Source organism: Nocardioides guangzhouensis, assembly GCF_004519545.1.
GTDB lineage: Bacteria > Actinomycetota > Actinomycetes > Propionibacteriales > Nocardioidaceae > Nocardioides > Nocardioides guangzhouensis.
The window spans coordinates 21,554-40,676 of record NZ_SDKM01000004.1; the positions used below are offsets into that span (position 1 = coordinate 21,554).

The following is a 19,123-nucleotide window of genomic DNA, read 5'->3' on the forward strand; positions in this document are numbered from 1 at the left end:
CGCCCCGTAACCTCCCCGGCTGCCCCGTCGTTGAGCGGGTGGACGGGGCAGCGCGTGTGCTGCGGGTACGACGACACGAACGGACGACTGCGATGAGCTCGGTGATCCCGGCGCGACGGCGCGCCGAGGAGTTCGCCGCCCTGGTGGACGGCGTGGGAAATGCCGCCGGCACCCGCCACGAGGACCTGGTCGAGCTGGTGACGCTGCTGCGCGGCACCCCGCTGGTGGAACCGCGTGCGGGGTTCGTCACCGGGCTCCGTGAGGCCCTCCTCGCCGAGGCAGACGTCGCGCTGGCGCCGGTCGACACGAAGCTGGCGATGCGCACCCACACCCGCACCCGCCGCGACCGCCGGTTCGCGATCGCGGCCGGCACCGCGGTGCTGCTCGGCACCGGCACGTCGATGGCCGTCGCCGCCCAGGACGCGCTCCCCGGCGACGCGCTCTACCCGGTCAAGCGGATCATCGAGGGTGCTCACTCCGCGCTCCAGGTCGACGAGGTCTCCAAGGCCAGGGTGCTGCTGGCCAGCGCCAGCGGCCGACTCGACGAGGCCTCGGCACTCAAGGCGCGCGGCGACTCGGGCGACTCCGCGCTCCCCGACGCCCTCGACGACTTCTCCTCCCAGTCGCAGTCGGCTGCCGACCTCGTCCTCGACGACTTCGAGCGCACGGGCGACCGCGCCCCGGTCGAGGACCTCCGCGCCTTCGCCGCCGAGAGCATGGACCGCCTGGTCGAGCTCAGCGACGACCTCCCGTCGTCGGCCCGCGGCAACCTCGAGCACGCGGCCCAGGTGATCGCCCAGATCGACGACCGGGCCGCGACCGCGTGCCCCGACTGCGCCGGCGGCATCGACGAGGTCCCCCCGATGTTCCTGCGCAGCTTCTCCGACCTGGCCACGCCGACGGCGACCGAGGTCGGCCCTCCCGTGGTGATCGTGCCGCGCGACCGCACCGGCGAGAGGAGCTCACAGGGCTCCACCACCACCGACACCTCCGGCGACGACGAGGACTCCCCCACGTCGCTGCTGCCGACCGACGGCGGGGACGGTGCGGGAGACACGCTCGGCGACGTCACCGACAAGCTGCTCTCGCCTGACAAGAAGAAGGCCTCGCTCCCGGACAAGCCCGTCAAGGACGTCACCGACACGCTCCAGGACGGCGTGGTCGACCCGCTGCTCGGCGGCCTGCTCCCCTGACCCGCTGAGGCCCTCGTCGGTCAGCGGAAGACCGAGGTGCGCTGCATCAGCAGCTGGTAGAGCGTCTGCTGGATGGTCTCGCGGACCTGGTCGGTCACGTTGAAGACCAGCATCGGGTCCTCGGCCGCGTGCTCGTCGTACTCGTCGGTGCGGATCGGCTCGCCGAACTCGAGGATCCACTTCGACGGCAGCGGCACCAGGCCGAGCGGACCGAGCAGGGGGAAGAACGGCGTGATCGGGATGTACGGCACGCCGAGCAGCCGGGCCAGCGACGGGACGTTGCCGACCAGCGGGTAGATCTCCTCGGCGCCGACCACCGACAGCGGCACGATGGGTACGCCGGTGCGGAGCGCGGCGCCGACGAACCCGCCGCGGCCGAACCGCTGCAGCTTGTAGCGGTCGGCGTACGGCTTTCCGATGCCCTTGAACCCCTCGGGCCACACGCCGACCAGCTCACCGCCGCGCAGCATCCGTTCGGCGTCCTCGTTGCAGGCCAGCGTTGCGCCGGCCTTCCGGGCCATCTCGCTCACCAGCGGCAGCTTGAAGACGAGGTCGGCGCCGAGCGGACGCAGGAACCGGCCGGTCTGGTCGTGGATGCTGGCCATGGTCATCAGGCCGTCGACCGGGATCGTGCCGGAGTGGTTGGAGACCACCAGGGCGCCACCCTCGGTCGGGATGTTCTCGATGCCCCGGACCTCGATGCGGAACCACTTCTCCGCGATCGGTCGCAGCGAGGCGATCAGGAAGCGTTCGGTGACCTCGGGGTCGAAGCCGTACTCGTCGACGACGTAGTCGCCGGTCAGCCGTCGGCGCAGGAAGGCGAGGAACTCGGCCAGTCGCGGCTCCCAGGCCTCGCCGAAGACCTCACGGGCGCCGTGGGCGAACGCGGACAGCCAGTCGGTGACCGGGATCCCGGGCGTGCGGTCCGTCGCCGTCGTCGACGACGTGCCGCCGGAGGCGGGTGCCCCCGCGGAGGTCGGCTCGACCTCGGTGGCCGGCGGGTCCTGCGGGGCGCTCGGGGGTGCGACCTTCCGCGGCGCGCTCTTGGCGCTGCCGTTGCGCGCGGTCGGCCCGGCCAGGCTGCGGGCCGCGGACGACGGCTTGTCCTGCCCCGTGCCGCGACCCGGTCGGCCGCGGGTGCCGATCGGGATCACCTCGGCGTCACCCATGCTGCTCCCCTCCCAACGAGCCTTCGAGCCCGGCCAGGACCCGGTCGGGCGAGCCGATCCGGCCCGGCGAGTGGACGCCCGGGCCGAGGGCGCTGCCGAAGTCGGCGAACGCCTCCGCGGAGGTGTAGCGCGGCTCGAAGGCGAGCTCGTCGCGCATCCGTGTGGTGTCGACCCCCCGGCCGTAGGTCAGGAACTCGACCTGCTCCGGGGAGAAGTCGGCCAACCCGGCCTTGCGGAGCATGCCGCCCAGGCTGGAGACCGCGAACGGCGGCAGCGGGAGGGCGGTGCGCCCGAGCCGCCGGATCGCCTGCGACAGCATGATCACGCCGTCGCCGGCGACGTTGAAGGTGCCGTAGGAATCGCCCATCGCCGCGTGCCGCAGCACGTCGAGCAGGTCGGACTCGTGGAGGAACTGCATCCGCGGGTCGAACCCGAGCACGGTCGGGATCACCGGCAGGTTGAAGTACTGCACGATCGGGCTCTGCGTGAGCGGCCCGATCACGTTGGCGGCGCGGAGCATCGTCACCCGCACGTCCGGCCGCCGGCGGGCGAAGCCACGCACGTAGGACTCGACCTCGAACGCGTCCTTGGCGTAGCCCGAGCGCGGCTGGCGCTTGGGGTTCATGTCCTCGGTGAACATGGCCGGGTCGCGTGAGCTCGCGCCGTACACCGTCGTCGTCGACTTGACGACCATGTGCCGCAGCGTCGGCGCCTTCTGGCAGGCCGCGAGCAGCTGCATGGTGCCGATGACGTTGAACTCCTTCATCGACGTGCGGCCACCGGCGCTGCCGGGGGTCGCGACCACGCTCATGTGGACGACGGTGTCGACGTCCGACTTGACGATGATCTTCGCGATGACGGGGTTGCGGATGTCGGCGCGGACGAACGTCATCTCGCCGATGTCGCCGCGGGGCGGGACGACGTCCACGCCGATCACGCGGTCCACCGCAGGGTCGCTCGCCGCTATCCGCGCGAAACGCCGTCCGAGGTCACGAGAGACCCCGGTGACGAGAACGACCCTGCCCAAGATGTCTCTCCCGGGGCTACTTGCCGAGCTTGCGACGCTGCACGCGCGTCTTCTTCAGCAGCTTGCGGTGCTTCTTCTTGGCCATGCGCTTGCGGCGCTTCTTGATGACGGAACCCACGGTCTACCTTTCCAGAGCTGTGCGCCGCCCGGACGTCGGGACCGGGCGACCGGCACAGCCTATCGGGCCGGCGGGGGTCGACCTAAACCAGCCGTCGGGCGCGGGATTCCCCGGATACCCGGGGAAAACGGCACTTCCCGGGGCATTGCGCACCCGACACGTGCGGGTACGCCCCGGGAAGTCCTGATCTGTGGCGGCGGACGGCGGATCAGCCGGCGTCGAAGTAGCTGCGCTGGAGGTACTCGTTGGCGTCCTGCTCGGTCACGCGGAAGGAGCGGCCGACTCGGACGGCGGGCAGCTCGCCGTTGTGGACGAGTCGGTAGACGGTCATCTTGGAGACGCGCATCATCGAGGCGACCTCGGCGATCGTCAGGAACTTCACCTCGGAGATGTCACCGGACTGGTTGGTCATGGCACACCACAACTTTCTTGCGGCACGCCACCAGCTTCCCCACCGATGACCCACGTGCCTCGCTGACGTGAGAATAGAGCCTGATGTGACTCATGGGGAAGAGTTTGAAAAAAGTCATCACTGTTGCTCGGCGTGTCGCATTGCACGGACGTGATTGTCCTATCTATCCCGTTTTGCAGAGGCTAGCGGGGGTTCCGGTCAGGGCCAAGGGTCCAGACCATGCAGGGGGAACACCTCGGTCCGGGTCGCGTGGATCGCCCGGTCCAGCCACACGTCGGGATTCATCCCCTCCTCCCACGGCCGCCAGGCGGGGTTGCGCCCGTCGGTGAGCCGGTACGGCGGGGTGCGCTGCAGCGCCGTCCGCACGTGCTCGCGCCAGTCCCCCGGCGTCTCGGTGCGCGGGTCCAGCGGCCTGCCGGACACGATCGCCAGCAGGTGCGTCCACGCGCGCGGCACCACGTCGACCAGCGCGTAGCCGCCCCCTCCGGTCGCCACCCAGCGACCGTCGGTCAGCTCGTGGGCGAGGTCGTGCAGCGCGAGGTACGCCGCCCGCTGGCCGTCCACGGTCAGCATCAGGTGGGCGAGCGGGTCGTTGATGTGCGAGTCGCAGCCGTGCTGGGTCACCAGCACCTGCGGCCCGAAGTCGCGCAGCAGCGGCGGCACGACCGCGTGGAAGGCACGCAGCCAGCCGGCGTCGGCGGTGCCCGGCGGCAGCGCGACGTTGACCGCCGACCCCCGCGCCTCGGGGCCACCGAGGTCCTGCGGGAACCCGGTACCGGGGAACAGCATCTGCCCGGTCTCGTGCAGGGAGATCGTGAGCACCCGCGGGTCGTCCCAGAAGATCCGCTCGACGCCGTCGCCGTGGTGCACGTCGACGTCGACGTACGCCACCCGTTCCGCGCCGTGGTCGAGCAGCCACCGGATGCCGACCGCGACGTCGTTGTAGACGCAGAACCCGCTGGCGTTGCCGGGCATCGCGTGGTGCAGCCCGCCGGTGATGTTCGCGGCGTGCACGGACTCGCCGCTCCACACCTGGCGCACCGCCTCGACCGTGGCCCCGGTGACGTGAGCGGCGGCGCGGTGCATGTCGGGGAAGACGGGGTTGTCGTCCGAGCCGAGCCCGTACGTCGCGTCGTACGCGCCCGGGGTGCGTCCGGCCTTCTGCACGGCCTCGATGAACGCCGGCGTGTGGACGGTGGCGATCAGGTCGTCGGGCGCGACCGGCGCGGGGACCACGCGCAGCGCACCGGCGCCGCCGTCGGCGACGACGCCGAGGTCCGTGGCCAGCCGCATCGTGAGGTCGACCCGCAACGGCGACATGGGGTGGTTGGGCCCGAAGTCGTAGTCGGCGAGGGTCCGGTCGAAGACCACCGAGGTCGGTCCGCACGCTGGTCCGTTGCCCTCTCCCATGATCCCGACGCTAGTACGATGGCAGCGTGCTGACGACGAACACCTCCGCGTGGTGGCCCGCCTGACCGGCGGACCACGATCGAACGCACGCACATCGACACGGCCGCCCGAGGGCGGCCGTCGCGCATTTCCGGGCACCGGGCCCGGGCGAGGTGGCCCTCCGGGCGCACGACCCGGGAGAGAAGCCATGACCACCTCGCACACCGTCCTGTCCCTCATCAAGCCCAGCGGCAGCCTGACGCTCGGCAACCTGCTCGGCGCGCTGCTGCCGATGGGCCGGCAGCAGGACTCCGCCCGCTGCTTCTACGGCGTCGCGGACCTGCACGCGCTCACCGTCCCGCACGATCCCGGCCGGCTGCGCGCGCTCACCACCGAGACGGCCACGCTGCTGCTCGCGGCCGGCCTCGACCGGAGCACGCTGTTCGTGCAGAGCCACGTCCCGGCGCACAGCGAGCTCGCCTACCTGCTCGAGTCGACCGCGCACGTGGGCGAGCTGAACCGGATGATCCAGTTCAAGGAGAAGGGCCACGGCCGTCCCGCGACCCGGGCCTCGCTGTTCACCTACCCCACGCTGATGGCGGCCGACATCCTGCTCTACCGGCCCGAGCAGGTGCCGGTCGGGGACGACCAGCGCCAGCACGTCGAGCTCACCCGCGACCTCGCGCTGCGGTTCAACAACGCCTACGGTGCGGTGTTCGCGGTGCCGGAGATCGTCACGCCGCCGGTGGCCGCGCGGGTGATGGACCTGGCCGACCCCACGGCGAAGATGGGCAAGTCCAGCGCGGAGGGGCCGGGCGTCATCCGGCTGCTGGACCGGCCGGACGTCGTACGCCGGGCGGTGGCGCGGGCGGTGACGGACTCCGACACCGGCCCCGACGCCGTACGCCCGGACAGGGAAGCGAAGCCCGGAGTCACCAACCTGCTGGAGGTGCTGGTCGCCTGCGGCGGCGACCCGGCCGGGCTGACGACGTACGGCGCACTGAAGGCGGCGGTGACCGACGCGGTGGTGGCCACCCTCGAGCCGCTCCAGAAGCGGTATCGCGACCTGGCCGCCGACCCCGCCCACGTGCACGACGTGTACGCCGACGGGGCCGCGACCGCGCGGCAGGTCACGGCTCCGGTGCTGGCTGCCGCGCGGGCGGCGATCGGGCTCACCTGACGAACTCTTGAACACGTTCAAAATCTCGTGCTACGGTCCGGACCAAGAAGTGAACATGTTCAAGAAACGGAGAACCCCATGACCTGGACCGCCGGCACCTACCTCGCCTACCTGCTGGTCGCCGTACCGCTCACGATCTGGGTGGCCAGCACCCTCTCCCGCAACGGGCGGGTGTTCCTGGTCGACGTCTTCGAGGACAAGGAGGACCTGGCCGACGCGGTGAACAAGCTGCTCGTGGTCGGCTTCTACCTGCTGAACCTCGGGTTCGTGATGCTCTACCTGCGCTCGGGCGAGGCCGTCGAGGACCTCACCGGGCTGTTCGAGGCGCTCAGCGTGAAGATCGGGATCGTGATGCTGGTGCTCGGCGTCGTGCACTTCTTCAACGTCTACGTGTTCAACGCGATCCGGCGCCGCAGCCGGCACGAGGCGCTGCGCACCCCGCCGGTGCCCCCGCAGTCCTGGACCCGGCCCGCGGCGTACCCGGCGGCCCCCTGATGCGGCTCACCGTCCTGTACGACGAGGACTGCGGGCTGTGCCGCCGGTTCAAGGAGTGGCTGTCCACGCAGCCGCTCCTGGTCCCGGTCGAGCTGGTGCCGGCCGCCTCCGCCGAGGCCCGGCGCCGGTTCCCGCGGCTCGACCACCGGCGCACGCTGGCCGAGGTGACGGTGGTCGGCGACGACGGGGCGGTGTGGACGCAGGAGCACGCATGGGTGATGTGCCTGTGGGCGACCGCATCGCACCGCAGCCTCGCGGAGCGGCTGGCCCGGCCGCGGTGGAGGCCGGCGGCGCGGGCCGCTGCGTACTCCGCAGCCGGGCTGCGCACCCTCACCCGCGACCCGACGGACCCCACCGGAGCGCCCGGGGAGGGGGGCTACTGTGACCCTCGTGCCGGAACCTGCGACCCGAACCCCCAAGGCTGAGCAGACCCGGCAGACCATCGTGGACGCCGCGATGCGGCTCTTCCGGGAGGGCGGCTACGACCGCACCACGATGCGGGCGATCGCGGACGAGGCCGGGGTCTCGCTCGGCAACGCCTACTACTACTTCTCCTCCAAGGAGCACCTCGTCCAGGCGTACTACCTGCGGGTGCAGGAGGAGCACGCGGCGGCCGCCGAGGCGGTGCTCGACGGCGACGCGACGTTCGCCGGCCGGCTGCGCGGCGTGCTCACCTCCTGGGTGGACGTGGCCGAGCCGTACCACGAGTTCGCGGGCAAGTTCTTCAAGAACGCCGCCGAGCCGACCAGCCCGCTGTCGCCGTTCAGCACCGAGTCGACCGCGGCGCGGGAGGACGCGATCGGGCTCTACCGCCGGGTCGTCGACGGCTCCGACGTCAAGGTCGCCAAGGTGCTCCGCGAGGAGCTGCCGGAGCTGCTGTGGCTGCTGCAGATGGGCGTCGTCCTGTTCTGGGTGTACGACGGGTCGCCCGGGCAGCGCCGCACCCGGCTGCTGGTCGACAAGGCCGTGCCGCTGGTGGACCGGCTGGTGCGGATGACCCGGCTGCCGGTGGTCAAGGGCGTGGTCGACGACCTGCTCGACCTGCTGCGCACGCTGCGCGGGTGACCCGCGCCGGCACCCGACGTACCGTCGAGGGCATGGGCCGGCCAGGCCGGCGGTGGACCGCAAGACCGCCTACGTCGTGATGATGGGCACCTGCCTGACCTTGTTCGTGCTCGCCCGGGGCGTGGTCCGGTTCGTGTCGGTGCCGGACGCGGTGGTGATGAGCGTGGTCGCCGCGCTGATCCCGCCGGCCGCGGCGATCGTCGGCAACGACGGTGGGCTCGAGGGCACGGAGCCGCCGGACTTCAACCAGCGCGACGAGCGGTGACTCAGTCGCCCTCGGCGAGCGCCCGGGAGCGGTCGCGCGCGGCCTCGAGGGCCGACAGGAACGCGGCCCGGACCTTGTGCACCTCGAGCTCGCGGACCGCGGCCGCGGTGGTGCCGGCCGGCGAGGTGACCTGCTCGCGGAGCACGGTCGGGTGGGTGCCGGTCTCGCGGAGCATCTTGGCCGACCCGACCAGGGTCTGCACGACCAGGTCGGTCGCGGTGCCGCGGGGCAGTCCGAGGTGCACGCCGGCCTCGATCATCGACTCCACGACGAAGAAGATGTACGCCGGCCCGGAACCGGAGATCGCGGTGACCGCGTCCATCTGCCGCTCGGGGATCCGGAGCACCTTGCCGACCGAGGCCATCAGTGCCTCCGCCTCGGCGAGGTGCTGGTCGTCGCAGTGCGAGCCGGGCGCGATCGCGGCCATGCCCTCGTCGACCAGTGCCGGGGTGTTCGGCATGACCCGCACCACCGCGACGCCCTCCGGCGCCCGCGCCTCGATGAACGCGGTGGTGATCCCGGCGGCCAGGCTGACCACGAGCTGGCCAGGGCGCAGGTGCGGGGCGATCTCCTCGAGCAGGTCGCCCATGTCCTGGGGCTTCACGACCAGCGCGATGGTGTCGGCCTTCTGCGTGGCCTCGATGTTGGAGACCACCGCGACGCCGTACCGCTCCTCGAGCTCGTGGGCGCGACCCTCGCGCTTCTCACCGACCAGGAGGTTGTCGACGCGGCGGCCGGCGCGCACCAGGCCGGAGAGCAGCGTCTCGCCCATGACGCCGGCGCCGAGGATCGCGGTCTGCCCGCTGGCCATGGGATCGCTCCCTACTTCTTCGAGATCAGGGACTTCACGAAGAATGACAGGTTCTGCGGACGCTCGGCGAGACGTCTCATGAGGTAGCCGTACCACTCGAGGCCGTAGGGGATGTAGACCCGCATCGACTCGCCCTCGCCGGCCAGCCGCTTCTGCTCCTCGGGCCGGATGCCGTAGAGCATCTGGAACTCGTAGGAGCCCCTGGCCCGGCCGGTGTCGCTGGCGATCGAGCGGCCGATGGCGATCATCCGCGGGTCGTGGGTGGCCAGCATCGGGTAGCCGTCGCCCTGGAGGAGGACCTTCATGCAGCGGACGTAGGACTTGTCGACGTCGAGCTTGTCCTGGAAGGCGACCGACTCGGGCTCGTTGTAGGCGCCCTTGCACAGCCGGACCCGGGAGCCCTCGTGGGCCAGCCGACGGCAGTCGTCCTCGGTGCGGTGGAGGTAGGCCTGCAGCACGGCACCGGTCTCGGGGAAGTCCCTGCGGAGCTCGGCCAGGATCTGCAGCGTCGAGTCGGTGGTGGTGTGGTCCTCCATGTCGAGGGTCACCGTGGTGCCGGCGTTGCGCGCGGCCCGGCAGATGGTGCGGGCGTTGTCGAGGGCGATCTTGTGCCCGCCGTCCGGGAGCGCCTGGCCGATCGCGCTCAGCTTGACCGAGACCTCCGCGTTGCGGGCCAGGCCACGGCTCGAGAGCGCCTGCAGCACGTCGAGGTACGCGGCCACCGTGGCGTCGGCCTGCGCCGCGTCGAGGGTGTCCTCACCGAGGTAGTCGAGGGTGACCGTCAGCCCGTCGTCGACGAGGCGGGCGGTGGCCTCGACAGCCGCCTCGGTGCCCTCACCGGGGACGTAGCTCGTCACGATCCCCGACGAGACGGGCATGGTGCTGACGAGCTTCTTGACCGCCTCGCTGCGGGCGAGGAGAAGGATCGGCTGGCGGAGCAAAGACATGGTTCTCCCTGTGCGCTTTCCGGCGGCCCGCGTCCGCTCGGCGGGGCCGAGGACAGGCTACGCCGGGACCCTCCGATCGGACGAAGCGGCGACGATCCGGCCCGTCGCGCCGCAGCGCGGCGTACGGGGATCAGGCGGTACGCCGCCGCAGGGTCGCCGCGCCCAGCGACAGCGCCGCGACCGCGAACCCGACAACGACCGCCAGGTCCTGCCAGACCTCGGCGGTGTCGGCGCTGGTCACCAGATGGGTCATCGCGTCGGTGGCGTAGGACAGCGGGAGCACGTTGCTGATCGCCTCGAGCACCGGCGGCAACGCGTCGCGGGCCACGAAGAGCCCGCAGAGCAGGATCTGCGGGATCACGATCAGCGGCATGAACTGCACGGCCTGGAACTCGGTCTGCGCGAACGCGCTGACGAACAGGCCGAGCGCCGTACCGAGCACTGCGTCGGCGACCGCGACCACCGTGAGCAGCCAGACCGGTCCCTGCACCTCGAGGCCGAGCAGCGTGACGCTGAGGGTCACCGCGAGCACCGACTGCACGGCGGCGATCACGCCGAACGCCAGGGCGTACCCCCCGAGGAAGTCGCCCTTACCCATCGGCATCGACAGCAGCCGCTCGAGGGTGCCGCTGCTGCGCTCGCGCAGCGTGGTCACGCTGGTCACCAGGAACATGATGATGAACGGGAACATCGCCAGCAGCGCCGGCCCGATCGAGTCGAAGGTGTTGCCGGGCAGCTCGTCGAACATCCACCACAGCAGGGACATCAGCAGGCACGGGAGCAGCAGCAGCATCGCCAGGGTGCGGTGGTCGCGCCGGATCTGGGTGAGCACCCGGGCGGCGACGGCGAACGTGATCCGCGGGGTCATGCCACTCCCTCCTTCGGACCGTCCGCGGCCCCGGATTCGACCAGGGCAAGGAACGCATCCTCGATCTCGGCGACCCCGGCCGCGTCGAGGATCCGCCGGGGCGTGTCGTCGGCGATGATCCGGCCCTCTCGCATGAGCAGCAGCCGGTCGCAGCGCTGTGCCTCGTCCATCACGTGGCTCGAGACCAGGACCGCGACGCCGCTGTCGGCCAGCCGGTGGAACATCGCCCAGAGGTCGCGCCGCAGCACCGGGTCGAGACCCACGGTGGGCTCGTCGAGGACCAGCACCTCGGGCTGGTCGAGCAGCGCGACCGCGAGGCTGACCCGCGAGCGCTGACCGCCACTGAGGTTCCCCACCACCTGTGCCGCGTTGGCCCCCAGGTCGACCGCGTCGATGCTGCGCTGGACGCCGTCGTCGGAGACGCCGAGGACCCGGGCGAAGAAGCGGAGGTTCTCGGTGACGCTGAGGTCGTCGTAGACGCTGGCCTCCTGGGTGACGTAGCCGACCCGGTCGCGCAGCGGCCGCGAGCCGGCGGGCTCGCCGAGCACCTCGACGGTGCCGGACCGCAGCTTCTGCACGCCGACGATCGCCCGCATCAGCGTGGTCTTGCCGCACCCGGACGGCCCGAGCAGGCCGGTGACCTGGCCCTCCGGGATCGCGAACGAGATCCCCGGCAGCACGCGCTTACCCCCGCGCTCGACGACGAGGTCCCTGACCTCCACCGCGTTATTCACCATACGTTGAATTGTCCTCCTCGATCCCGTCCCCCGCAACCCGCCCACGTGCCCGGAATCGACGGCCGAGGTGCCCCCTTTCGATGGCCGAGGTGCCCCGGGTTGCGGCGGCCCCGCAAGACGGGGCACCTCGCAGCGCAAGAGAGGGCACTTCGGCGGACCACAGGGGGCACGTCGGGGTCACGGAAGGGGGTCGGTGAGGAAGTGCTGGACCAGCGGGGCGTACGTCGCGACCACGTCGTCGGCGGACATCGCGACGATCGCGGGGACCTCGACGACGTAGCGGGTCATGATCAGGCCGATGATCTGGCTGGCCACCAGCGGCATCCGGCGCTCGGGCTCGTCGATGCCCAGCGCCACGCCTGCCGGGACCAACACGGTCGGCAGGAAACCCTCGGTCAGCAGCCGGTGCCCGTCGGGCTCGAGGAACCCCCGCACCACGCCGAGCAGGGCGAGGCGGGCGTCGGGATCCTCCCAGACCGAGAGGAACGCACGCAGCAGCCGCTCCCCCGCACCGTCCGCCCCCTGGGCGAGGATCGGCGCGAGCACCTGGCGCGGGTCGACCGGCAGCTCCAGCGCGGCGACGAAGAGGTCGTTCTTGGTGCCGAAGTAGTGGTGCACCAGCGCCGGGTCGACCCCGGCCTGTCCCGCGATCGCGCGGACCGTCGTACCGCTGAAGCCCCGGTGCGCGAACAGCTCGCGGGCGGCGGCCAGGATCGCGGCCCGGGTGTCCGGGGACCCAGGGCGCCGCCCCGGGCCGCGGGCGGAGACGGTGGCCCCGGTGCTCATGCCCTCGTCCCGTCAGCCACCCGAGACCGCCCGCCGGGCCACGAAGTGCTCGCGGACGAACGCCAGCGACTCGGCGAGGTCCTCGCGGCGGCCCTCCGGGGACCCGGACTTGCGGGTGTTGATCTCGACCACGATGTGCCCGGTGAAGCCGGTGTCGGCGAGGTGGTTGAGCAGCTCCGCCGCCGGCTGGGTGCCCCGGCCCGGCACCAGATGCTCGTCCTTCGCGGACCCGGTGCCGTCGGTCAGGTGGATGTGGCGCAGCCGGCTGCCGAGCCGCTTGGCCATCTCGACCGGGTCGGAGTGCGCGGTCGCCGCGTGCGACAGGTCGATGGTGGTGTTGGCGTAGTCCTCCTCGGACGGGTCCCAGCCCGGGAGGTAGACCTCCATGCCACGCTTCGCCGAGGCGCGCCACGGGTACATGTTCTCGACCGCGAACGCGAGCCCGGTCGACTCCTCGAGGCCGGCGATGCCCTGCACGAACTCGCGGGCGTAGTCCCGCTGCCACCGGAACGGCGGGTGCACGACGACCACGTCCGCGCCGAGCGAGTGCGCCATCTCCGCGGACCGCTCGAGCTTGCCCCACGGGTCGGTGCCCCAGACCCGTTGGGTGATCAGCAGGCAGGGCGCGTGCACCGCGCAGACCGGGATCTCGTGGTGGTCGGAGAGCTGCTGGATCGCGGCGACCTGCTGGCTGAGCCCGTCGATGCCGACCATCACCTCGACGGCGTCGTAGCCCAGCGTCGCGGCGTACGCGAAGGCATGGGCGGTGGACTCGGGGTACACCGAGGCGGTGGAGAGTCCGGTCAGGGGTCGCATCGGCCGCGCATCAACCGCCGAGGAAGCCGAGGTGGTCGAAGCGCTCGAGGATCACGCCCTCGCGCAGCGCCCACGGGCAGATCTCCAGCTCGTCGAGGTCGAAGATGTCCATGCACGCCTCGGCGACCAGGGCGCCGGGCACGATCTGGTGGGCACGGTCCACCGAGACGCCGGGCAGCTCCACCAGCTCGTCGCGGCTCATCCGGATCAGCTCGGGGATCCGCTTGGACAGCTCGTCCCGCGGCAGCGTCCGCGGCACCAGCGGCCCGTCCTGGGACGGCGCCGCCCCGCAGATCCGGGCCAGGGAGCGGAACGTCTTGGAGGTCGCGGCCGCGCGGTCCGGGCGGCCGCCGCGCAGCAGGTTGCCGGCGTCGCGGGCGATCTCGGCGCGGATCCGCCGCCGCAGCTGGCGTACGTCGTCGTCGCTGGGGGCACCCCCGGCGAAGAACTCCCGCGCCAGCCGGGCCGCGCCGAGCGGCACCGACCAGGCCACGTCGGGCGACTCGTTCTGGCCGCCCGCGATCTCCAGCGAGCCGCCGCCGATGTCGAAGACCGCCAGGCGGCCGGCCGACCAGCCGAACCAGCGACGTACGGCGAGGAAGGTCAGCCGCGCCTCGTCCTCGCCCGCGAGGACCTCGATGGTCACGTCGGTCTCGCCGTGCACATGCTCGAGCACGTCGTCGCAGTTGACGGCGTCGCGGACCGCGGAGGTGGCGAACCCGAGCATCTCCTCGCAGCCCTTGTCCTCGGCCACCACGACCGCCTCGGCCACGAACGCGGTCAGCGCGTCGATGCCGGCCCGGTGGACCGCGCCCTGCTCGTCGAGGTGCTCGGCGAGCCGCAACGGCTCCTTGTAGGAGAAGGCGGGCAGCGGGGCCGCACCACCGTGCGCGTCGACGACGAGGAGGTGGCCGGTGTTCGACCCGATGTCGAGCACCCCGAGCCTCATGGGACCTGCCTCGCCTTGCTCGTGCGACCTGCCTCGCTCATGGGACACACGGTAGTCCTCCCCGCGACGTAGGGTGGTCGGGTGCCCGAAGTGGACCTCGACTTCCCCCGAGCGTGGGTGGAGTTCCCCGACCCTGCCGACCCCGACCAGGTCTTCCGCTGCGACCTCACCTGGCTGACGTCGGCCTACACCTGCATCTTCGGCCAGGGCTGCCGCGGCATCTACGCCAGCTCCCCGGACGCCGGCTGCTGCACGCTCGGCGCCCACTTCTCCGACAAGGACGACGAGAAACGGGTCGCGGGGTACGTCGCGCAGCTCGACGCCGACCTGTGGCAGTTCCGTCCCGAGGGCCGGGTGCGCAAGGACGACTGGATCGAGACCGACGACGAGGGCGCCCGCAAGACCCTCACCGTCGAGGTCGACGGCGAGCAGGCCTGCATCTTCCACAACCGCAAGGACTTCCACTCCGGCGCCGGCTGTGCCCTGCACGCACTGGCGCTCCAGCAGGGACGGCACCCGCTGGAGACGAAGCCGGACGTGTGCTGGCAGCTCCCGATCCGACGCTCGTTCCGCGACGTCGAGCGGCCGGACGGCACGTCGTACACCGAGGTGTCGATCGCGGAGTACGACCGCCGCGGCTGGGGGCCGGGCGGCCACGACCTCGACTGGTACTGCTCGGGCAACACCGAGGCGCACGTCGCGGTGGAGCCGCTCTACCTCACCAGCAAGGCCGAGCTCGTCGAGCTCATGGGGCCCGCGGCGTACGACGAGCTGGCGAAGCACGCGGAGGCCCACGTGCGCTCGCGATCCGCGCTCGCGCTGCACCCGGCCGACCCCCGCTGAGGATTCTCGACATCAAGAGACCGGACCCCCGATGCGGCGTCCGGGACACGCAGCGTCCACAATGCTTGACATGCGTCTGGACCATCTCTCGTACGCCGCGGCACCTGACGGCCTCCGTGCCACCGCCCGGCGGATCGGCCACCTGCTGGGCAAGGAGTTCGCCGACGGCGGAGTCCACCCCCGGTTCGGGACCCGGAACATGATCCTCCCGCTGGCCGACTCGACCTACCTCGAGATCGTCGAGGTGCTCGACCACCCGGCCTCGGACAAGGCCCCCTTCGGGCAGGCCGTCCGCGCGCGCTCGGCGCTCGGCGGAGGCTGGCTCGGCTGGGTGGTCGCGGTCGACGACATCACCGAGGTCGAGCAGCGCCTCGGCCGCGAGGCGGTCGACGGCAACCGGCACCGTCCCGACGGCACCAACCTGCAGTGGAAGCAGATCGGGGTCAACGGCCTCATCGCGGACCCGCAGCTGCCGTTCTTCGTCGAGTGGAAGTCCCCCCGGGGCGACCACCCGAGCGCCGGCGGCACCGGCGACTTCTCCCTGGCCTGCCTGGAGATCGCGGGCGACCCGCAGCGGGTCAGCGAGTGGCTCGGCCAGACCGTCGAGGCGCCCCTGGAGGACGTGAAGGTCGAGTGGGTGGCCCCGCACGGCACCCCCGGCATCATCGCGGCGCAGTTCCAGACGCCGAACGGGCTGGTCCGGCTCTGAGCCTGCGGGCATGAACCTGCCCGACGGCGCGGTGCCGAGCCCGAACATCTGGCACCACACCGCGACGTACGAGCTGGAGAACAAGGCCGCCGACCCGGAGGGCCGTATCGAGTCCGCCATGCGCGGGCTCGCCACCTGGACAGGACGCACGTTCCTGGACCTCGGCTGCGGCACCGGGTTCCACCTGCCCCGGTGGGCCGGCGAGGCCGACTCGGTGGTCGGCGTCGAGCCGCACCCGGACCTCGCGGCCCTCGCCGCGCGGCGTACCCGCCGGCTTGGGAACGTCACCGTCCACCAGGGCACCGCCCAGGCGATCCCGCTCCCCGACGCGTCCGTCGACGTCGTGCAGGCGCGGTGGGCGTACTTCTTCGGGCCCGGCTGCGAACCCGGGCTCGCCGAGCTCGACCGCGTCGTACGGCGCGGGGGCACCGCGTTCGTCGTCGACAACGACGGGCGACGGTCGACGTTCGGCGGGTGGTTCCGCCGCGGCTACCCGACCGTCGACCCGGACGAGGTGGAGCGGTTCTGGTCGCGGCACGGCTGGCGGCGGCAGCCGGTCGACATCCGCTGGTCCTTCGCCCACCGCGCCGACCTCGAGGCGGTGGTACGGATCGAGTTCGACCAGCCCACGGCGGACGCCGTGCTCGCCGAGCACGAGGGCACCGAGGTGGACTACGCGGTCAACCTCTGGAGCAAGGACTTCTGAGGGGCGGGCGGGTGCGCGTCTACGGCGCGGAGCCGCGGACCACCAGCGACGGCGTGAGCAGCCGCGGCGGGTGCACCAGGCGTGGTCGCGCGAGCATGCCCTGCAGCGCGGCGACCACCTCGACCGCCACCTCCTCCAGCGGCTGCCGCACCGAGGTCAGCCCGCCGGGCACGACCTGCGCCGCCTGCGAGTCGTCGAAGCCGACCACCGCGACGTCGCGCCCGGGCACCAGACCCCTGTCGTGCAGGGTGTGCAGCACCCCCATCGCGAGGGTGTCGGAGGCGCAGACGAACGCGCTCGGGTGCGCCTCGTCGAGCAGCATCGCCGCCGCCTCCTTGCCGGAGGCGATGGTGTCCTCGACCCGCGCAGCCAGGCCGGTGGTGGGAAGCCCGCGCTCACGCATCGTGGCCGACCAGCCGGACCGGCGGTCCTCGCCGATCCGCGAGTCCTTGCGCCACCCCACCCAGGCGACCCGGGTGTGGCCGCGGCCGATGACGTGCCGGGTGGCCATCGCGACGCCGGCGGCGCCGTCGACGTCGGCCCACGGGTGCCCCGCGTCGGGGTCGTCCCACGGACGACCGAACGCGACGAACGGGACGCGGTTCTGCTCCAGCCAGGCGGCCTGCGGGTTGCCGAGGTAGGTGTCGGTCACCACGAACGCGTCGACGGCGGTGGAGCGCACCAGCTCGTCGTACCCGGAGGTGATGTCGTCGTGGTCGGCCGCGAACAGCAGGACGTGGTAGCCGGCCGCCCGGCACTCCTCGACCAGCGAGTGCACGAACCGCTCCATGAGCGCGTTGGCGGTGCCTTCCTGGGCCGGCGCGAACCGCATGCCGACGAGGTGGGAGGCGCGCGTGCGGAGGTTCCGGGCGGCCCGGTTGGGCTGGTAGCCGAGCTCGGCGACCGCCTCCTGGACCCGCTCCAGCGTGTCGGTGCGGAGCAGTGCGGGGTTGTTCAGCGCGTTGGAGACGGTCTGCCGGGAGACGCCGGCCAGCTCGGCCACGTCGGCGAGGGTCGGGGGCACGACGGGTCCCCGGCGCTGGGTTGCGGCCACGCGCCACCCCCTCTTGATCGTTCCAACCGCGTGTGGACAGCATGCCACGGCGCGCGTCCGCACGCTGTCGGTGGGCTCGCCTAGGTTCCTGCGCATGGCGAACGGACGGGCGAAGGCACGATCGGCGTACCGCTGCGGCGAGTGCGGCTGGGAGACCGGCAAGTGGGTCGGCCGCTGCGCCGAGTGCCAGGCCTGGGGCTCGGTCGCCGAGGTCGGCGTGGTCACCGCGGTGCGCGCCCACGCCGGGCCGGTGAGCTCGCCCGCCGTGCCGATCGGGCAGGTCCCGGTCGAGGCGTCCGCGTTCCGCGACAGCGGGGTGCCCGAGCTCGACCGGGTGCTCGGCGGCGGGCTGGTGCCCGGCGCCGCGATCCTGCTGGCCGGCGAGCCCGGGGTCGGCAAGAGCACGCTGCTGCTCGAGGTCGCCGCCCAGACCGCGCGCACCCGACGGCGGGTCCTCTACGTCACCGGGGAGGAGTCCGCGTCGCAGGTGCGGCTGCGGGCCGACCGCACCGGTGGCGTGCACGACGAGCTCTACCTCGCCGCCGAGACCGACCTCGGGGCGGTGCTGAGCCACGTCGAGGAGGTGCGGCCCGACCTGATCGTCGTCGACTCCGTGCAGACGATCGGCGCCTCCGAGGTGGACGGCGTCCCGGGCGGGGTCACGCAGGTCAAGGAGGTGGCCGCCGCGCTGGTGCGGGTGGCCAAGACCCGCAACATCACGACGGTGCTGGTCGGCCACGTCACCAAGGACGGCTCGATCGCCGGGCCGCGGGTGCTCGAGCACGTGGTCGACGTGGTGCTGCACTTCGAGGGCGACCGCAACTCGCGGTTCCGGATGCTGCGGGCCATGAAGAACCGCTTCGGCCCGGTCGACGAGGTCGGCTGCTTCGACCTGTCCGGCGACGGCATCACCACGGTGGTCGACCCGACCGGGCTGTTCGTCGAGCACCACCACCAGCAGGTGCCCGGCACCTGCGTCGCCGTGAGCATGGAGGGACGGCGACCCTTGCTGGCCGAGGTGCAGGCGCTGGTCACCGCCTCGCCGATCGACAAGCCGCGCCGCACCACCTCGGGGCTCGACTCCTCGCGGGTGGCGATGGTGATCGCGGTGCTCCAGCAGCACGCCCGGCTCCGGCTGCACAACCAGGACGTCTTCGCCTCCACGGTCGGCGGCGCCCGGCTGCACGAGCCCGCCACCGACCTGGCCATCGCGGTCAGCCTGGCCTCCGCGACGTACGCCCGGCCGGCGCCGCAGGGCATCGTCGCCATCGGCGAGATCGGGCTGGCCGGCGAGCTGCGCCGGGTGCGGGACCTGCCGCAACGACTGGCCGAGGCGGCCCGGCTCGGGTTCTCCTGCGCGGTCGTCCCCTCCGAGCGGTCCGGGCCCTCCGGTCGCGAGCGGGACGTCAACGGGCTGCGCGTCCTCGACGTGCCCGACGTGGCCTCCGCCCTGCACAGGCTGGGGTTCGAGGCACCGGTCAACCCGGCCCGCGAGCTCGGGGTCGGATGAGTGACCCGACCGTGATCTGCGGAGTCGGCCGACGATCGGGTGCGGCCGTTCCCGATCCCCTAGACTGACCGCGC

General features: G+C 72.2%; 23 protein-coding genes. 10 read left to right on the forward strand and 13 right to left on the reverse strand.

Annotation, left to right across the window (positions count from 1 at the left end):
- The first annotated feature begins 92 nt into the window (after nucleotides 1-92).
- Nucleotides 93-1,193, forward strand: a complete 1,101-nt coding sequence (locus tag EKO23_RS03775; RefSeq protein ID WP_134714256.1) for a DUF5667 domain-containing protein — start codon at nucleotides 93-95, stop codon at nucleotides 1,191-1,193.
- 20 nt (nucleotides 1,194-1,213) lie between these two features.
- On the opposite strand, the gene EKO23_RS03780 is transcribed toward EKO23_RS03775, so the two are convergent.
- The 5 genes from EKO23_RS03780 to EKO23_RS03800 all read right to left on the reverse strand — a co-directional run bounded on the left by EKO23_RS03780 (nucleotide 1,214) and on the right by EKO23_RS03800 (nucleotide 5,329).
- Nucleotides 1,214-2,362, reverse strand: coding sequence for a lysophospholipid acyltransferase family protein (locus tag EKO23_RS03780; protein WP_134714258.1), 1,149 nt, complete (start codon nucleotides 2,360-2,362; stop codon nucleotides 1,214-1,216).
- A complete protein-coding gene (locus EKO23_RS03785) occupies nucleotides 2,355-3,389 on the reverse strand; it encodes an NAD-dependent epimerase/dehydratase family protein (protein ID WP_134714260.1) in 1,035 nt (344 codons plus the stop codon). The genes EKO23_RS03780 and EKO23_RS03785 overlap by 8 nt, the downstream gene beginning before the upstream one ends.
- Nucleotides 3,390-3,405: 16 nt before the next feature.
- Nucleotides 3,406-3,507, reverse strand: coding sequence for a 30S ribosomal protein bS22 (locus EKO23_RS03790; protein ID WP_008356322.1), 102 nt, complete (start codon nucleotides 3,505-3,507; stop codon nucleotides 3,406-3,408).
- Nucleotides 3,508-3,715: 208 nt separating this feature from the next.
- Nucleotides 3,716-3,919: a helix-turn-helix domain-containing protein gene (locus EKO23_RS03795; RefSeq protein ID WP_134714262.1), complete on the reverse strand. Its 204-nt coding sequence runs from the start codon at nucleotides 3,917-3,919 to the stop codon at nucleotides 3,716-3,718.
- Between the two features lie 198 nt (nucleotides 3,920-4,117).
- Nucleotides 4,118-5,329 (reverse strand): acetoin utilization protein AcuC, encoded by a 1,212-nt coding sequence (locus EKO23_RS03800; protein ID WP_134714264.1) that lies wholly within the window; start codon nucleotides 5,327-5,329, stop codon nucleotides 4,118-4,120.
- Between the two features lie 187 nt (nucleotides 5,330-5,516).
- Here EKO23_RS03800 and trpS point away from each other — a divergent pair, with 187 nt between their 5' ends.
- The 5 genes from trpS to EKO23_RS03825 all read left to right on the forward strand — a co-directional run bounded on the left by trpS (nucleotide 5,517) and on the right by EKO23_RS03825 (nucleotide 8,313).
- Nucleotides 5,517-6,488: a tryptophan--tRNA ligase gene (trpS, locus tag EKO23_RS03805; RefSeq protein ID WP_134714266.1), complete on the forward strand. Its 972-nt coding sequence runs from the start codon at nucleotides 5,517-5,519 to the stop codon at nucleotides 6,486-6,488.
- A gap of 78 nt (nucleotides 6,489-6,566) precedes the next feature.
- A complete protein-coding gene (locus tag EKO23_RS03810; protein ID WP_134714268.1) occupies nucleotides 6,567-6,983 on the forward strand; it encodes a hypothetical protein in 417 nt (138 codons plus the stop codon).
- Entirely contained in the window at nucleotides 6,983-7,408 is a 426-nt protein-coding gene (locus tag EKO23_RS03815; RefSeq protein WP_134714270.1) for a thiol-disulfide oxidoreductase DCC family protein, read from the forward strand. The genes EKO23_RS03810 and EKO23_RS03815 overlap by 1 nt, the downstream gene beginning before the upstream one ends.
- Nucleotides 7,374-8,048: a TetR/AcrR family transcriptional regulator gene (locus EKO23_RS03820; RefSeq protein WP_246050883.1), complete on the forward strand. Its 675-nt coding sequence runs from the start codon at nucleotides 7,374-7,376 to the stop codon at nucleotides 8,046-8,048. Before EKO23_RS03815 ends, EKO23_RS03820 begins: the two co-directional genes overlap by 35 nt.
- A gap of 52 nt (nucleotides 8,049-8,100) precedes the next feature.
- Nucleotides 8,101-8,313, forward strand: a complete 213-nt coding sequence (locus EKO23_RS03825) for a DUF3099 domain-containing protein (RefSeq protein WP_217702446.1) — start codon at nucleotides 8,101-8,103, stop codon at nucleotides 8,311-8,313.
- A gap of 1 nt (nucleotide 8,314) precedes the next feature.
- Here the strand turns inward: EKO23_RS03825 and proC are convergent, their stop codons facing one another.
- From proC to EKO23_RS03860, 7 genes are all read right to left on the reverse strand, one after another.
- Nucleotides 8,315-9,124 carry a pyrroline-5-carboxylate reductase gene (gene proC, locus EKO23_RS03830; RefSeq protein ID WP_134714272.1) on the reverse strand — a complete coding sequence of 270 codons (810 nt, stop codon included), beginning with the start codon at nucleotides 9,122-9,124 and terminating at the stop codon, nucleotides 8,315-8,317.
- Between the two features lie 11 nt (nucleotides 9,125-9,135).
- Nucleotides 9,136-10,071 (reverse strand): proline dehydrogenase family protein, encoded by a 936-nt coding sequence (locus EKO23_RS03835; RefSeq protein ID WP_217702447.1) that lies wholly within the window; start codon nucleotides 10,069-10,071, stop codon nucleotides 9,136-9,138.
- Between the two features lie 130 nt (nucleotides 10,072-10,201).
- A complete protein-coding gene (locus EKO23_RS03840) occupies nucleotides 10,202-10,939 on the reverse strand; it encodes an ABC transporter permease (protein ID WP_134714274.1) in 738 nt (245 codons plus the stop codon).
- Nucleotides 10,936-11,676, reverse strand: coding sequence for an ABC transporter ATP-binding protein (locus tag EKO23_RS03845; protein ID WP_134714276.1), 741 nt, complete (start codon nucleotides 11,674-11,676; stop codon nucleotides 10,936-10,938). The genes EKO23_RS03840 and EKO23_RS03845 overlap by 4 nt, the downstream gene beginning before the upstream one ends.
- 177 nt (nucleotides 11,677-11,853) lie before the next feature.
- Nucleotides 11,854-12,462, reverse strand: a complete 609-nt coding sequence (locus EKO23_RS03850; RefSeq protein ID WP_134714278.1) for a TetR/AcrR family transcriptional regulator — start codon at nucleotides 12,460-12,462, stop codon at nucleotides 11,854-11,856.
- 12 nt (nucleotides 12,463-12,474) lie between these two features.
- Complete coding sequence (locus EKO23_RS03855) at nucleotides 12,475-13,278, reverse strand: sugar phosphate isomerase/epimerase family protein (protein ID WP_134714280.1); 804 nt, start codon at nucleotides 13,276-13,278, stop codon at nucleotides 12,475-12,477.
- Nucleotides 13,279-13,288: 10 nt separating this feature from the next.
- Nucleotides 13,289-14,227, reverse strand: a complete 939-nt coding sequence (locus tag EKO23_RS03860; RefSeq protein WP_134714282.1) for a Ppx/GppA family phosphatase — start codon at nucleotides 14,225-14,227, stop codon at nucleotides 13,289-13,291.
- An 81-nt stretch (nucleotides 14,228-14,308) separates the two neighbouring features.
- Here EKO23_RS03860 and EKO23_RS03865 point away from each other — a divergent pair, with 81 nt between their 5' ends.
- The 3 genes from EKO23_RS03865 to EKO23_RS03875 all read left to right on the forward strand — a co-directional run bounded on the left by EKO23_RS03865 (nucleotide 14,309) and on the right by EKO23_RS03875 (nucleotide 16,485).
- A complete protein-coding gene (locus EKO23_RS03865) occupies nucleotides 14,309-15,070 on the forward strand; it encodes a DUF3109 family protein (protein WP_134714284.1) in 762 nt (253 codons plus the stop codon).
- Between the two features lie 70 nt (nucleotides 15,071-15,140).
- Nucleotides 15,141-15,779, forward strand: a complete 639-nt coding sequence (locus tag EKO23_RS03870; RefSeq protein WP_134714286.1) for a VOC family protein — start codon at nucleotides 15,141-15,143, stop codon at nucleotides 15,777-15,779.
- 10 nt (nucleotides 15,780-15,789) lie between these two features.
- Nucleotides 15,790-16,485: a class I SAM-dependent methyltransferase gene (locus tag EKO23_RS03875; protein WP_134714288.1), complete on the forward strand. Its 696-nt coding sequence runs from the start codon at nucleotides 15,790-15,792 to the stop codon at nucleotides 16,483-16,485.
- 19 nt (nucleotides 16,486-16,504) lie between these two features.
- Here the strand turns inward: EKO23_RS03875 and EKO23_RS03880 are convergent, their stop codons facing one another.
- Nucleotides 16,505-17,539, reverse strand: coding sequence for a LacI family DNA-binding transcriptional regulator (locus EKO23_RS03880; RefSeq protein ID WP_246050884.1), 1,035 nt, complete (start codon nucleotides 17,537-17,539; stop codon nucleotides 16,505-16,507).
- A 94-nt stretch (nucleotides 17,540-17,633) separates the two neighbouring features.
- On the opposite strand from EKO23_RS03880, the gene radA reads away from it, so the two are divergent.
- Nucleotides 17,634-19,049, forward strand: coding sequence for a DNA repair protein RadA (gene radA / locus EKO23_RS03885; RefSeq protein ID WP_134714292.1), 1,416 nt, complete (start codon nucleotides 17,634-17,636; stop codon nucleotides 19,047-19,049).
- Nucleotides 19,050-19,123: the final 74 nt, after the last annotated feature.